The 13,122-nt window shown below is 72.8% G+C and carries 14 protein-coding genes and 1 pseudogene; 13 read left to right on the top strand and 2 right to left on the bottom strand.

The genetic code is table 11. The features are described from left to right. Positions 1 to 23: 23 nt before the first annotated feature. Positions 24 to 755 (bottom strand): MBL fold metallo-hydrolase, encoded by a 732-nt coding sequence (locus ACZ4WZ_RS07035; protein ID WP_467886147.1) that lies wholly within the window; start codon positions 753 to 755, stop codon positions 24 to 26. Positions 756 to 917: 162 nt separating this feature from the next. On the opposite strand from ACZ4WZ_RS07035, the gene hrcA reads away from it, so the two are divergent. From hrcA to ACZ4WZ_RS06975, 12 genes are all read left to right on the top strand, one after another. Continuing rightward, positions 918 to 1,934, top strand: coding sequence for a heat-inducible transcriptional repressor HrcA (gene hrcA, locus ACZ4WZ_RS07030; RefSeq protein WP_388938988.1), 1,017 nt, complete (start codon positions 918 to 920; stop codon positions 1,932 to 1,934). Then, a complete protein-coding gene (gene dnaJ / locus ACZ4WZ_RS07025; protein WP_467886143.1) occupies positions 1,935 to 3,074 on the top strand; it encodes a molecular chaperone DnaJ in 1,140 nt (379 codons plus the stop codon). It begins immediately after the preceding gene. Positions 3,075 to 3,240: 166 nt separating this feature from the next. After that, the gene (locus ACZ4WZ_RS07020) at positions 3,241 to 4,332 is read left to right on the top strand and encodes a nitronate monooxygenase (RefSeq protein ID WP_467886141.1); all 1,092 of its coding nucleotides are present in this window, start codon (positions 3,241 to 3,243) and stop codon (positions 4,330 to 4,332) included. Next, positions 4,329 to 5,075, top strand: a complete 747-nt coding sequence (locus tag ACZ4WZ_RS07015; RefSeq protein WP_467886138.1) for a 16S rRNA (uracil(1498)-N(3))-methyltransferase — start codon at positions 4,329 to 4,331, stop codon at positions 5,073 to 5,075. The genes ACZ4WZ_RS07020 and ACZ4WZ_RS07015 overlap by 4 nt, the downstream gene beginning before the upstream one ends. Before the next feature lie 117 nt (positions 5,076 to 5,192). Continuing rightward, positions 5,193 to 5,552: a histidine triad nucleotide-binding protein gene (locus tag ACZ4WZ_RS07010; protein ID WP_467886135.1), complete on the top strand. Its 360-nt coding sequence runs from the start codon at positions 5,193 to 5,195 to the stop codon at positions 5,550 to 5,552. Positions 5,553 to 5,555: 3 nt separating this feature from the next. Continuing rightward, positions 5,556 to 6,470, top strand: a complete 915-nt coding sequence (locus ACZ4WZ_RS07005; RefSeq protein ID WP_467886133.1) for a ribonuclease Z — start codon at positions 5,556 to 5,558, stop codon at positions 6,468 to 6,470. 162 nt (positions 6,471 to 6,632) lie between these two features. Then, positions 6,633 to 7,718 carry a carbohydrate kinase family protein gene (locus tag ACZ4WZ_RS07000; RefSeq protein ID WP_467886130.1) on the top strand — a complete coding sequence of 362 codons (1,086 nt, stop codon included), beginning with the start codon at positions 6,633 to 6,635 and terminating at the stop codon, positions 7,716 to 7,718. 128 nt (positions 7,719 to 7,846) lie between these two features. Beyond that, positions 7,847 to 8,902, top strand: a complete 1,056-nt coding sequence (locus tag ACZ4WZ_RS06995) for a PhoH family protein (RefSeq protein ID WP_467886127.1) — start codon at positions 7,847 to 7,849, stop codon at positions 8,900 to 8,902. Positions 8,903 to 8,915: 13 nt separating this feature from the next. Next, positions 8,916 to 9,413 carry an rRNA maturation RNase YbeY gene (gene ybeY, locus ACZ4WZ_RS06990; protein WP_388939002.1) on the top strand — a complete coding sequence of 166 codons (498 nt, stop codon included), beginning with the start codon at positions 8,916 to 8,918 and terminating at the stop codon, positions 9,411 to 9,413. Beyond that, positions 9,410 to 10,717, top strand: a complete 1,308-nt coding sequence (locus ACZ4WZ_RS06985) for a hemolysin family protein (RefSeq protein WP_467886124.1) — start codon at positions 9,410 to 9,412, stop codon at positions 10,715 to 10,717. The genes ybeY and ACZ4WZ_RS06985 overlap by 4 nt, the downstream gene beginning before the upstream one ends. Beyond that, positions 10,714 to 11,067 carry an MmcQ/YjbR family DNA-binding protein gene (locus ACZ4WZ_RS06980; protein ID WP_467886121.1) on the top strand — a complete coding sequence of 118 codons (354 nt, stop codon included), beginning with the start codon at positions 10,714 to 10,716 and terminating at the stop codon, positions 11,065 to 11,067. Before ACZ4WZ_RS06985 ends, ACZ4WZ_RS06980 begins: the two co-directional genes overlap by 4 nt. 65 nt (positions 11,068 to 11,132) lie before the next feature. Next, on the top strand, positions 11,133 to 11,510 hold the full coding sequence (locus ACZ4WZ_RS06975; RefSeq protein ID WP_467886119.1) for a cytidine deaminase: 378 nt from the start codon (positions 11,133 to 11,135) through the stop codon (positions 11,508 to 11,510). Between the two features lie 53 nt (positions 11,511 to 11,563). Here the strand turns inward: ACZ4WZ_RS06975 and ACZ4WZ_RS06970 are convergent. Then, positions 11,564 to 11,725, bottom strand: a pseudogene (locus ACZ4WZ_RS06970) (MFS transporter); the annotation flags it as partial. Between the two features lie 313 nt (positions 11,726 to 12,038). Between ACZ4WZ_RS06970 and era the strand changes: the two are divergent. Next, positions 12,039 to 12,989, top strand: a complete 951-nt coding sequence (era, locus tag ACZ4WZ_RS06965) for a GTPase Era (protein ID WP_467886116.1) — start codon at positions 12,039 to 12,041, stop codon at positions 12,987 to 12,989. Positions 12,990 to 13,122: the final 133 nt, after the last annotated feature.

The raw sequence follows: 13,122 nt of genomic DNA, 5'->3' as shown, positions 1-13,122 counted from the left end.
CGACACTAGGAGAGCCGGCGCCCTCACGCCTCCGACACGCCGAACCGGCCCGCCAGTGTGGCGCGTTGCGCACGCACGAAGCCCGCGTCCACCAGCGCTCCGTGACCCGGCACGTACACCGCGTCGTCCCCGCCCAGGGACAGCAGCCGGTCCAGGGCGGCCGGCCACTGGCCCGGCACCGCGTCCCGGCCGGCCTGGGGCTCGCCCGACTCCTCGACCAGGTCGCCGCAGAACACGGCCTCCCGCTCGCCCGGCACGAAGACGGCCAGGTCGTGCTGGGAGTGCGCGGGTCCCACATTGGCCAGCAGGACCTGCACCCCGCCCAGCTCCAGGGTCCACTCGCCCGACACCAGGTGCCGCGGTGCCCGGAGCAGCCCGGCCGCCTCGGCGGCCTCCGCCTCCGCCAGGCCGTGCCGGACCGCGCTGGCCCGTACCTCCTCGCGGCCCGTGGGGGCCGACAGCAGCCGGTCCAGGCCGACCGCCCCGAAGGACTCGGCGCCCGCGAAGGCCGCCGCGCCCAGCACATGGTCGAAATGTCCGTGCGTGAATGCGATATGGGTCACTCGGCGGCCCGTCAGCCGCTCCGCCTCGGCCCGCACCCCCGCCCCCTCGCGCACCGAGGACCCGGGGTCGATCAACAGCACCGACTCGTCCCCCACCACCAGCCCCACCGTGCAGTCCCACACCGGCAGCCGCCGCCGGCCGACCCGTCCGGTGACCCGTTCCCAGCCCGCCTCTTCCCAACGCACGTCCATGCGGCGACGCTACCCTGGCGGGCCGCCCTTGCCCGCGGCGTACTACCCGGCCGTACACTGACCGGGGGATGTCTGGCACTCAGACGCGCAGAGTGCCAACAAGCCAGCGACCGGCCCCCGACGGCCAGACCGACGACCGACCCGCATCCGGAGGTGTGCGCGATGCTCAGTGAACGCAGACTCGAGGTATTGCGCGCCATCGTCCAGGACTACGTGGGGACGGAGGAGCCCGTCGGCTCCAAGGCCCTCACGGAGCGGCACCGGCTGGGCGTCTCGCCCGCCACCGTCCGCAACGACATGGCCGTGCTGGAGGAGGAGGGCTACATCGCCCAGCCCCACACCAGCGCCGGCCGGATCCCCACGGACAAGGGCTACCGGCTCTTCGTCGACAAGCTCGCGGGCGTCAAGCCGCTGTCGAGCCCCGAGCGCCGGGCCATCCAGAACTTCCTCGACGGCGCCGTCGACCTCGACGACGTGGTCGGGCGCACGGTACGGCTGCTCGCGCAGCTCACCCGCCAGGTCGCCGTCGTCCAGTACCCGTCGCTGACCCGCTCCACCGTGCGGCACGTCGAGCTGCTGTCGCTGGCCCCGGCCCGGCTGATGCTCGTACTGATCACCGACACGGGGCGCGTCGAGCAGCGCATGGTCGACACCCAGACGCCCTTCGGCGAGAACTCCCTCGCCGATCTGCGGGCGCGGCTCAACAGCAGGGTCGTGGGCCGTCGGTTCACCGACGTCCCGCAGCTGGTGCAGGACCTTCCGGAGTCGTTCGAGATCGAGGACCGGGCGACCGTCACGGCCGTCCTCGCGACCCTTCTCGAAACGCTGGCCGAGGAGGCGGAGGAGCGGCTGATGATCGGCGGCACCGCCAACCTCACCCGCTTCGGACATGACTTCCCCTTGACGATCAGGCCGGTGCTGGAAGCGCTCGAGGAGCACGTGGTGCTCCTCAAGCTGCTCGGCGAGGCCGGAGAGTCGGGAATGGCCGTACGGATCGGGCACGAGAACGCCTACGAGGGGCTCAACTCCACGTCGGTCGTGTCCGTCGGCTACGGTTCGGGCGGCGAAGCAGTCGCCAAACTCGGCGTGGTCGGACCGACCCGCATGGACTACCCCGGAACGATGGGAGCGGTACGCGCAGTGGCACGTTACGTCGGACAGATCCTGGCGGAGTCGTAAGTGGCCACGGACTACTACGCCGTACTCGGCGTGCGCCGCGACGCATCGCAGGACGAGATCAAGAAGGCCTTCCGCCGCCTCGCCCGTGAACTCCACCCGGACGTGAACCCGGACCCGAAGACGCAGGAGCGCTTCAAGGAGATCAACGCGGCCTACGAGGTCCTCTCGGACCCGCAGAAGAAGCAGGTCTACGACCTCGGCGGCGACCCGCTGTCCTCCTCGGGCGGCGGTGGCGGCGCGGGCGGCTTCGGAGCGGGCGGCTTCGGCAACTTCTCCGACATCATGGACGCCTTCTTCGGCCAGACCTCGCAGCGCGGCCCGCGCTCGAGGACCCGCCGCGGGCAGGACGCCATGATCCGCCTGGACCTGGAACTGGACGAGGCCGCCTTCGGCACGACCAAGGACATCCAGGTCGACACGGCCGTCGTCTGCGGCACCTGCACCGGTGAGGGCGCCGCCCCCGGCACCTCGGCACAGACCTGTGACATGTGCCGCGGCCGCGGCGAGGTCTCCCAGGTCACGCGGTCCTTCCTCGGCCAGGTCATGACCTCGCGCCCCTGCCCGCAGTGCCAGGGCTTCGGCACCGTGGTCCCGACCCCGTGCCCCGAGTGCGCGGGCGACGGCCGGATCCGCTCCCGCCGCAGCCTCACCGTCAAGATCCCCGCCGGTGTCGAGAACGGCACCCGGATCCAGCTCGCGGGCGAGGGCGAGGTCGGCCCCGGCGGCGGCCCCGCCGGCGACCTCTACGTGGAGATCCACGAGCTGCCGCACGCGACCTTCCAGCGGCGCCAGGACGACCTGCACTGCACGGTCACCATCCCCATGACGGCCGCGGCCCTGGGCACCAAGTGCCCGCTGGAGACGCTGGACGGCATGGAGGAGATCGACATCCGGCCGGGCACCCAGTCCGGCCAGGCCATCCCGCTGCACGGGCGCGGCGTCACCCACCTGCGCGGCGGCGGCCGGGGCGACCTGATCGTCCACGTCGAGGTCACCACCCCCGGCAAGCTCGACGCCCAGCAGGAGGAGCTGCTGCGCCAGCTCGCCAAGCTGCGCGGCGAGGAGCGGCCGATGGGGCAGTTCGCCCCCGGCCAGCAGGGCCTCTTCAGCCGCCTGAAGGACGCGTTCAACGGCCGCTGAGGCGCCCGGGAACCCGTACGGAGCCCGGTCCGGGGACACCCCGGGCCGGGCTCCGTGCTTCCCCGATCACGGCACGCGTCGATTCCCGGACACCGCCGGGGAACGGACTATGCCAGGCGAAAGCGGCGGTTCGGCGCGGTGCCCGGGACGTGGCACGATGCAGTCCATGTCCTCCGCGCCGAACGGTCTCCACCAGTACCCGATCGTGCAGGCTCCCATGGCGGGCGGCGCCTCCTGCCCGCCGCTCGTCGCCGCCGTGTGCGAGGCCGGCGGGCTCGGCTACCTCGCCGGCGGGTACAAGACCGCCGACGGCATGTACCAGGAGATCAAGCGGACCCGCGGCCTGACCCGGCGGCCCTTCGGCGTCAACCTCTTCATGCCGCAGACCGGCTACGTGGACCCGGCCGCCGTCGAGACCTACCGCGGGCAGCTGGCCGGCGAGGCCGGCTGGTACGCGGTCTCGCTCGCCGCGGAGGACATCATCGGCACCGGCGACGACGGCTACGAGGCCAAACTCGCCATCCTGCTGGAGGACCCCGTCCCGGTGGTCTCCTTCACCTTCGGCACCCCCGCACCCGAGGTCCTGGAGCGGCTGCACCGGGCCGGCACCCACACCGTGGTCACCGTCACCTCGGTCGACGAGGCCCGTGCCGCGCAGGCGGCGGGCGCCGGCTCCGTCTGCGTCCAGGGGATCGAGGCGGGCGGCCACCAGGGCACCCACCGCGACGACCCGCAGACCGACGGCACGGCCGGCGTCGGTCTGCTCGCGCTGGTCGCGCAGGTACGCGAGGCCGTGGCCCTGCCCATCACCGCCGCGGGCGGCCTGATGCGGGGCGCGCAGATCGCGGCGGTGCTCGCGGCCGGCGCGGAGTCGGCGCAGCTCGGCACGGCCTTCCTGGCGTGCCCGGAGTCGGGTGCGCACCCGCTGCACAAGCGGGCGCTGACCGACCCGATGTTCGCCCACACGGAACTGACCCGGGCCTTCTCGGGCCGGCCCGCGCGGGGCCTGGTCAACCGCTTCATGCGGGAGCACGGGCCGTACGCCCCGGCCGCCTACCCCCAGGTCCACGACATGACCTCGGGCCTGCGCAAGGCCGCCGCGGCGGCGGGGGACCCGCAGGGCATGTCCCTGTGGGCCGGGCAGGGGCACCGGCTGGCCCGGGCGCTGCCGGCCGGGGAGCTGGTGGAGGTGCTGGTGGCCGAACTGGCCGAGGCGCAGAACGCGTTGAAGGTGTTGCAGATGAGGAGAGCGTCATGACGGCCCCCGTGTTCGTGGTCGAAGAGGTTCCGGCGGGGCCGGAGTTCGTGCTGGAGGGCCCCGAGGGGCGGCACGCGGTGGCCGTGAAGCGGCTGAACCCGGGCGAGGACGTGGTCCTCACCGACGGGCGCGGCCGGTGGACGGAAGGCGTGGTCAAGGCGGCGGAGGGCAAGGACCGCCTGGTGGTCACGGATCTGGAGTCCGTGAGGGAGGAACCGGAGCCCGACGTACGGATCACCGTGGTGCAGGCCCTGCCGAAGGGTGACCGGGGTGAGGTGGCGGTCGAGACGATGACGGAGACCGGCGTCGACGCCATCGTGCCGTGGCAGGCCTCTCGGTGCATCACCCAGTGGCGCGGCGACCGGGGCGCGAAGTCCCTGGCCAAGTGGCGTTCGACGGCCCGGGAGTCGGGCAAGCAGTCGCGCCGGGTCCGCTTCCCGGAGGTGGCCGAGGCGATGTCCACGAAGCAGGTGGCCGCGCTGCTGGCGCAGGCCGACCTGGCGGTGGTGCTGCACGAGGACCGTGACGCTCCCTCGGCGGCGCTGGCCACGGCTCCGCTGCCGGAGAAGGGGTCCGTGGTGCTGGTGGTCGGCCCCGAGGGCGGGGTCTCGCCGGAGGAGCTGGCCGCCTTCGCCGCGGCCGGGGCGCTGCCGTACCGGCTGGGTCCCTCGGTGCTGCGTACGTCGACCGCCGGCACGGCGGCGACTGCGGTGCTGCTGGCGCGCACGGGGCGCTGGTCGTAGGCCGTCGCCCGGGGGCGGTTCGGGTGGCGGACGCCGTACGGACCCCGCACCGCCCCCGGGCGGCGGGGCCGGCCCGGTAGCATGCCCCGACCGATCAACGTCACGGGAGGCGCAGCAATGGCCGGGGAACCGCAGGCGGACTGCCTGTTCTGCAAGATCGTCGAGGGGACCGTCCCGGCGACGCTGGTCCGCGAGAGCGAAACGACCGTCGCCTTCCGGGACATCAACCCGCAGGCGCCCACCCACGTGCTCGTGATCCCCAAGTCGCACTACCCCGACGCGGCCTCCCTCGCCGCCGGCGAGCCGGGCGTGATCGCCGACATACTGCGCGAGGCCGGGGAGATCGCCGCCGAGGAGAAGATCGCCGACAGCGGCTACCGGGTGGTGTTCAACACCGGCGCCGGCGCGGGCCAGACCGTCTTCCACGCGCACCTGCACGTCCTCGGGGGCCGCGGCCTCCAGTGGCCGCCCGGATAAGCCGTGTCCATACGCGAGTTCGTGGTCCTGGGCACCGCCAGCCAGGTCCCCACCCGGCACCGCAACCACAACGGCTACCTGCTGCGCTGGGACGGCGAGGGCATCCTCTTCGATCCGGGCGAGGGCACGCAGCGGCAGATGCTGCGGGCCGGGGTCGCGGCGCACGACATCAACCGGATCTGCGTCACGCACTTCCACGGCGACCACAGCCTCGGCCTGGCCGGGGTGATCCAGCGGATCAACCTCGACCAGGTCCCGCACCCGGTGACGGCGCACTACCCGGTCTCGGGGCAGAAGTTCTTCGACCGGCTGCGGTACGCCACCGCCTACCGGGAGACCGTTCGGCTCCTGGAGGAGCCGGTCGCCTCGGACGGGGTGCTCGCGCGCGGGCCCTCGTACGTCCTGGAGGCGCGGCGGCTCTCGCACCCGGTGGAGTCCTTCGGCTACCGGGTGACCGAGCCGGACGGACGCCGGATGGTCCCCGCGCTGCTCGCGCGGTACGGGATCAGGGGCCCCGACGTCGGCCGGATCCAGCGCGAGGGGCGGCTGGAGGGGCCTGAGGGCGAGGTCACGCTGGAGGCCGTCAGCGAGCACCGGGCGGGGCAGCGGTTCGCCTTCGTCATGGACACCCGGCTCTGCGACGGCGTGGACGCGCTGGCGGAGGGCTGCGACATGCTGGTCATCGAGTCGACCTTCCTCGACGCGGACGTCCGGCTGGCCACCGACCACGGCCACCTCACCGCCGGACAGGCGGCGCGGGTGGCGCGGGACGCGGGCGTACGGCACCTGGTGCTGACGCACTTCTCGCAGCGGTACGCGGATCCGTCGGAGTTCGAACGCGAGGCCCGCGCGGCGGGATTCGCGGGGGAGCTGACGATCGCGGCGGACCTGGGACGGGTGGCCCTGCCCAAGCGGTAGGAGGAACGCCGGGTGGTGGTGTTCCTCCAGTGGCGCTGGGGGAGGAGGAGAGCGGCGCTCCGGTGATGTGCGTCACACTGGGTTTTGGTCCTGCCCGGCCCGGGCAGGGCTGGCAGTTTTCCAGCCCACTCGCAGAAACGACACTTCACCGGGGAGCACACCGTGACCAGTCGGGACAGCCGCATCACCCTCGACCCGCTCGGACCGGTGCGCGATCCCCAAGAGCCGGGCTGTGACGTCTTCCTGACCGGCACGGTCTTCCTCGACATCATCTTCACCGGCCTCGACTCGGCCCCCGTGCGCGGTACCGAGTCCTGGGCGCGCGGCATGGGCTCCAGCCCCGGCGGCGTCGCCAACATGGCCACCGCCCTGGCCCGGCTGGGCCTGCGCACCTCGCTGGCCGCCGCCTTCGGCGACGACCACTACGGCGAGTACTGCTGGGACGCCCTCGAACAGGGCGAGGGCATCGACCTGTCCATGTCGCGCACCATCCCCGGCTGGCACAGCCCCGTCACGGTCTCCATGGCGTACGAGGGCGAGCGCACCATGGTCTCCCACGGCCACGAGGCGCCGCCCCCGGCGGGCCCCGGCCCCTTCCCCTGGTGCCCGCCGAAGGCGCGGGCGGCGGTGGCCGCCCTCGGGGCCGGGCAGACGGAGGACTGGATCTCCGAGGCGGCCCGCCGGGGCTCGAGGATCTTCGCGGACGTCGGCTGGGACGAGACCGGGCGGTGGGATCTGGGAGCCCTGGCCGACCTCCAGCACTGCGAGGCGTTCCTTCCCAACGCGGGAGAGGCGATGCGCTACACCCGGACCGAGTGTCCGCGCAGAGCGGCCCGGGCCCTCGCGGAAAAGGTCCCGGTCGCGGTGGTGACCATGGGCTCGGAGGGCTCGTACGCGGTCGACAGCCGCACCGGGGAGACGGCGGAGACCCCCGCGATCCCGGTGGACGCCCTGGACCCGACCGGCGCGGGCGACGTGTACGTGGCCGGCTTCGTCACGGGCAGCCTGGCGGGGTGGCCGCTCGCCGACCGGCTGGCCTTCGCCGGGCTGACCGCCGCCCTCTCGGTGCAGGAGTTCGGCGGCTCCCTCTCCGCCCCGGGCTGGCCCGAGGTGGCCCACTGGTGGCGCACCGCCCCCGACGCCCTGCGGGACCGCTACGCCTTCCTGGACGCCCTCGTCCCGCCGGGCGCCGCCCCCTGCTCGCGCCGCCGGGCGGTCCCGACCATCGGCTTCCGGCACCCGGTCTAGGAAGTGTCCGGGACCGCCCGGAAAACCCCTCGGGCTTGCCCGGGGGTGGACGTACCCTTGGTATTCCGGAGGTCGACGATCGGCGCGGCCCCTCAGCGGGAGGTATGCGCAGGCCACAGTGCCGGCCCATGACTCAGACACCGACAGCCCACACCCCGGCGCAGGGCCAGGCGCGCGCCCACTTCACGGTCCCGGCGACGCACCCGATGGTGACCGTGCTCGGCTCGGGCGACGCCCTGCTGCGCGTGATCGAGAAGGCTTTCCCGAAGGCCGACATCCATGTTCGGGGCAATCAGGTCAGCGCGGTCGGGGCGGCGGCGGAAGTCGCCCTGATCCAGCGCCTGTTCGACGAGATGATGCTGGTGCTCCGCACCGGGCAACCGATGACGGAGGACGCAGTGGAACGTTCGATCGCCATGCTCAAGGCGAACGGCAGCGAGGGCGGTGACGCGGAGACCCCCGCCGAGGTGCTCACGCAGAACATCCTCTCCAACCGCGGCCGCACCATCCGCCCCAAGACCCTCAACCAGAAGCGGTACGTCGACGCGATCGACAAGAACACGATCGTCTTCGGCATCGGCCCCGCCGGTACCGGCAAGACCTACCTCGCGATGGCGAAGGCGGTCCAGGCGCTGCTGTCCAAGCAGGTCAGCCGGATCATCCTGACCCGCCCCGCCGTCGAGGCGGGCGAGCGGCTCGGCTTCCTCCCGGGCACGCTGTTCGACAAGATCGACCCGTACCTGCGCCCGCTCTACGACGCCCTGCACGACATGATCGACCCGGACTCCATCCCCAGGCTGATGGCGTCCGGGACCATCGAGGTGGCGCCCCTGGCCTACATGCGGGGCCGCACCCTCAACGACGCCTTCGTCGTCCTCGACGAGGCGCAGAACACGACCGTCGAGCAGATGAAGATGTTCCTGACCCGCCTCGGCTTCGATTCGAAGATCGTCGTCACCGGTGACATCACCCAGATCGACCTGCCGGGCGGTGCCAGGAGCGGTCTGCGGCAGGTCCAGGAGATCCTCGAAGGGGTGCCGGACGTCCACTTCTCGCGGCTCACGTCCGAGGATGTCGTCCGGCACAAGCTGGTCGGCCGTATCGTCGACGCGTACGAGAAGTACGACGACAGCCAGGCGGCCCGGGAGACCGGTCCGGCCCGGAACGGCAACCAGCGGAAGTAGAACCCAGCGCACCATGTCGATCGACGTCAACAACGAGTCCGGAACCGAGGTCGACGAGCAGGCGATCCTCGACATCGCCCGCTACGCGCTCACCCGGATGAGGATCCACCCGCTGTCCGAGCTCTCCGTCATCGTCATCGACGAGGACGCCATGGAGCAGCTCCACATCCAGTGGATGGACCTCCCCGGACCGACCGACGTCATGTCCTTCCCGATGGACGAGCTCCGTCCGCCGACGAAGGACGACGAGGAGCCCCCGCAGGGGCTCCTCGGTGACATCGTGCTCTGCCCCGAGGTGGCCAAGAAGCAGGGCGACGAAGCGCCGACGCGGCACTCCATGGACGAGGAGCTCCAGCTCCTGACCGTCCACGGGGTGCTGCACCTGCTCGGGTACGACCACGAGGAGCCGGACGAGAAGGCCGAGATGTTCGGCCTCCAGGCGGCCATCGTCGACGGCTGGCGCGCCGAGCGCGGCCTGACCGGTCCCTCGCCGGCCCCCACCGTCTCGTGACCGGCGCCGCCCAGCTGATCACCGGGGCGGTGCTGCTGACCGTGGTGGCCTGGTTCGCGGCGTGTGCCGAGTCCGGGATCGCCCGCGTCTCCAGCTTCCGCGCCGAGCAGGCGGTACGGGAGGGCCGGCGCGGGAGCACGAAGCTCGCCCAGGTCGCCGGCGACCCCACCCGGTACGTCAACGTTGCCCTGCTGGTGCGGGTGACCTGCGAGATGGCGGCGGGCGTGCTCGTCACGTACGTCTGCCTCGACGAGTTCGGCGAGAACTGGACGGCGCTGCTCGTCGCCATCGCCGTGATGGTGCTGGTGTCCTTCGTGGCGGTGGGCGTGTCCCCCCGTACGATCGGCCGCCAGCATCCGCTGAACACCGCGACGGCGTCCGCGTACGTCCTCGTACCGCTGGCGCGGGTCATGGGTCCGATCCCGCAGCTCCTGATCCTGCTCGGCAACGCGCTCACCCCCGGCAAGGGCTTCCGCAAGGGGCCCTTCGCCTCCGAGGCCGAGCTGCGCGCGATGGTGGACCTCGCGGAGAAGGAATCGCTGATCGAAGACGACGAGCGCCGGATGGTGCACCAGGTCTTCGAGCTGGGCGACACCCTCGTGCGCGAGGTGATGGTGCCCCGCACCGACCTGGTGTGCATCGAGCGCTACAAGACGATCCGGCAGGCGACGACGCTCGCCCTGCGGTCCGGCTTCTCGCGGATCCCCGTCACCGGGGAGAACGAGGACGACATCGTCGGCATCGTGTACCTGAAGGACCTCGTCCGCAGGACGCACATCAACCGGGACGCCGAGTCCGACCTGGTCTCCACGGTGATGCGGCCGGCGGTCTTCGTGCCCGACACGAAGAACGCGGGGGACCTGCTGCGCGAGATGCAGTCGGTGCGCAACCACGTGGCCGTCGTCATCGACGAGTACGGCGGCACCGCCGGCATCGTCACCATCGAGGACATCCTGGAGGAGATCGTCGGCGAGATCACCGACGAGTACGACCGGGAGATCCCGCCCGTGGAGGAGCTGGGCCAGGACCGCTACCGGGTCACGGCGCGGCTCGACATCACCGACCTCGGAGAACTGTTCGGGGCCCTGGCCTTCGACGACGAGGACGTGGAGACGGTCGGCGGGCTGCTGGCGAAGGCGCTGGGCCGGGTCCCGATCGCCGGTGCCTCGGCGGTGGTGGACCTGCCGGACGGGCGTCCGCTGAAGCTGACGGCGGAATCCCCGGCGGGGCGCCGGAACAAGATCGTGACGGTGCTGGTGGAGCCGGTGGTCGCGGCGGCGGCCGAAGAGGCGGAGGCGGAGTGACCCCCGCGGAGCTGCGAGCGTTCTGCCTGGGCTTCAACGCGGCCGTGGAGGAGTTCCCCTTCAACCCGGAGACCTCGGTCTTCAAGGTGCTGGGGAAGGTGTTCGCCCTGACCGCGCTGGACGCCGAGCCGCTGACGGTCAACCTCAAGTGCGAGCCGGAGACGGCCGTGCGGCTCCGGGCCGAGCACGCGGCGATCGTTCCGGGCTGGCACATGAACAAGCGGCACTGGAACACCGTGACGGTGGGCGGTCTGCCGGACGCACTGGTGCGGGAGCTGGTCGAGGACTCGTACGACCTGGTCGTGGCCGGGCTGCCGAGGGCGGAGCGGCTGCGGCTCGACCGGCCGTGACGCGGAACCCCCAGGAAGGGGCCGCCCCGGCGGGGCCGTCGCCGGGCTCCGCCGGGGCGCTCCCTATGCTGTCGCCTATGAGCGAGAGCACCGTGGGCAACGGCATCGACCCCGAGGACAGCAAGATCATCACGCTGGCGCGCAGCGCCCGGGCCCGCAACGGAGTCCCGGAAGGGGCGGCGGTACGGGACGAGACCGGCCGTACGTACGTCGCCGGCACCGTGGAGCTCGACTCCCTCAAGCTGAGCGCCCTCCAGACGGCCGTCGCGATGGCGGTCGCCAGCGGAGCGCGCTCCCTGGAGGCCGCGGCCGTGGTCAGCGCGGCCGACGTCCCCGCCGAAGCCGACCGTGCCGCGGTCCGCGACCTGGGCGGCCCCGCCACCCCGGTCCTGCTCGCCGGCCCGGACGGCACCCTGAAGTCCACCACGCCCGCCGGAGCCTGAGCCCCCGGGCCCCCGGCCCCTGCCGCCCGGCAGGGGCCGGCTGCGCGCACCGCTCACGCGGCCGCCGCAGCGGGCCCGTCCGGCCGGCGGCGGATGACCATCGCCATCAGCGCGGCCACCGCGCACAGGCCGCCCCCGGCGTACCAGACGAGGTCGTACGAGCCGAAGGCGTCGCGGGCCACCCCGCCGAGGAAGGCCACCAGGGCGGCGCCCACCGGGCTGAGCGACCTCGCCCGGCAGGAGGCCGTGTCGGTACGGACCTTCACGCGCCGCTTCCGCGAGGAGTGCGGGGTGAGCCCGGGGGAGTGGATCACCGGCCGGCGGTGCACGGGCGGGCGCGGGGGAGACTCCCGGACCCGGCCGCGGCGGGGCCACCGGCCCGCCGGAGCGGACCCCCACCACGCCGCCGGTTCGGCGCCGGAAGGCCGTACGGACGCCGCCCCGGGCGACCCGGCGACCGGCGCCGCGAGCCCCCCGCCGCCCCCCGCGGCAGCGGCCTGGTCGGCGCGGGGGGCCGCATCGGGGAGAATGGCCCGTATGAGCGATCGTTCCCCCGAGCCCAACGCCCCGCACCGCGCGGGCTTCGCCTGCTTCGTCGGCCGCCCCAACGCGGGCAAGTCGACCCTGACCAACGCGCTCGTGGGCACCAAGGTCGCGATCACCTCCAACCGGCCGCAGACCACCCGCCACACCGTCCGCGGCATCGTGCACCGCCCGGACGCGCAGCTGGTGCTCGTCGACACGCCGGGCCTGCACAAGCCGCGCACGCTGCTCGGCGAGCGCCTCAACGACGTGGTGCGCACCACCTGGGCCGAGGTCGACGTGATCGGCTTCTGCCTGCCCGCCGACCAGAAGCTCGGCCCCGGCGACAAGTTCATCGCCAAGGAGCTCGCGGCGATCAAGAAGACCCCCAAGATCGCCATCGTCACCAAGACGGACCTGGTCGAGTCCAAGCAGCTGGCCGAGCAGCTCCTCGCCATCCACCAGCTGGGCGCCGAGCTCGGCATCGAGTGGGCCGAGATCGTGCCCGTCTCGGCCGTCGGCGACACGCAGGTGCAGCTGCTGGCCGACCTCATCGCGCCGCTGCTGCCCGAGAGCCCCCCGCTGTACCCGGAGGGCGACCTCACCGACGAGCCCGAGATGGTGATGGTCGCGGAGCTGATCCGCGAGGCCGCGCTGGAAGGCGTGCGTGACGAGCTCCCGCACTCCATCGCCGTCGTGGTCGAGGAGATGATCCCCCGCGAGAACCGGCCCGCGGACCGGCCGCTGCTCGACATCCACGCCAACGTCTACATCGAGCGCCCCAGCCAGAAGGGCATCATCATCGGCCCGAAGGGCTCGCGCCTGAAGGAGGTCGGCATGAAGTCGCGCAAGCACATCGAGGCGCTGCTCGGCACGCCGGTCTTCCTCGACCTGCACGTGAAGGTCGCCAAGGACTGGCAGCGCGACCCCAAGCAGCTCCGCAAGCTCGGCTTCTAGGGCCCGGGGGGGGGGGGGGGGGGGGGGGGGGGGTGGGTGGGGGGGGGGGGGGGGGGGGGGGGGAGGGCGAGGGGGTGATCAGGGTGCATGATAGGTCCGTGTCACCGGGCGTGTACGCCTCCGCCCGCAGGGC

This window comes from Streptomyces sp. NPDC029122 (genome assembly GCF_055569445.1).
Note: the sequence above shows the minus strand (reverse complement) of the source record. Positions and strands in the feature narration are given on the sequence as shown.

What these genes read in the sequence shown, in the direction of transcription:
- ACZ4WZ_RS06995 (WP_467886127.1), top strand. Translation starts at nt 7,847, where the DNA reads ATGACTCAGACACCGACAGCCCACACCCCGGCGCAGGGCCAGGCGCGC.
- ACZ4WZ_RS07010 (WP_467886135.1), top strand. Translation starts at nt 5,193, where the DNA reads ATGGCCGGGGAACCGCAGGCGGACTGCCTGTTCTGCAAGATCGTCGAG.
- ACZ4WZ_RS06975 (WP_467886119.1), top strand. Translation starts at nt 11,133, where the DNA reads ATGCTGTCGCCTATGAGCGAGAGCACCGTGGGCAACGGCATCGACCCC.
- ACZ4WZ_RS07020 (WP_467886141.1), top strand. Translation starts at nt 3,241, where the DNA reads ATGTCCTCCGCGCCGAACGGTCTCCACCAGTACCCGATCGTGCAGGCT.
- era (WP_467886116.1), top strand. Translation starts at nt 12,039, where the DNA reads ATGGCCCGTATGAGCGATCGTTCCCCCGAGCCCAACGCCCCGCACCGC.
- ACZ4WZ_RS07035 (WP_467886147.1), bottom strand. Translation starts at nt 755, where the DNA reads ATGGACGTGCGTTGGGAAGAGGCGGGCTGGGAACGGGTCACCGGACGG.
- ACZ4WZ_RS07015 (WP_467886138.1), top strand. Translation starts at nt 4,329, where the DNA reads ATGACGGCCCCCGTGTTCGTGGTCGAAGAGGTTCCGGCGGGGCCGGAG.
- hrcA (WP_388938988.1), top strand. Translation starts at nt 918, where the DNA reads ATGCTCAGTGAACGCAGACTCGAGGTATTGCGCGCCATCGTCCAGGAC.
- ybeY (WP_388939002.1), top strand. Translation starts at nt 8,916, where the DNA reads ATGTCGATCGACGTCAACAACGAGTCCGGAACCGAGGTCGACGAGCAG.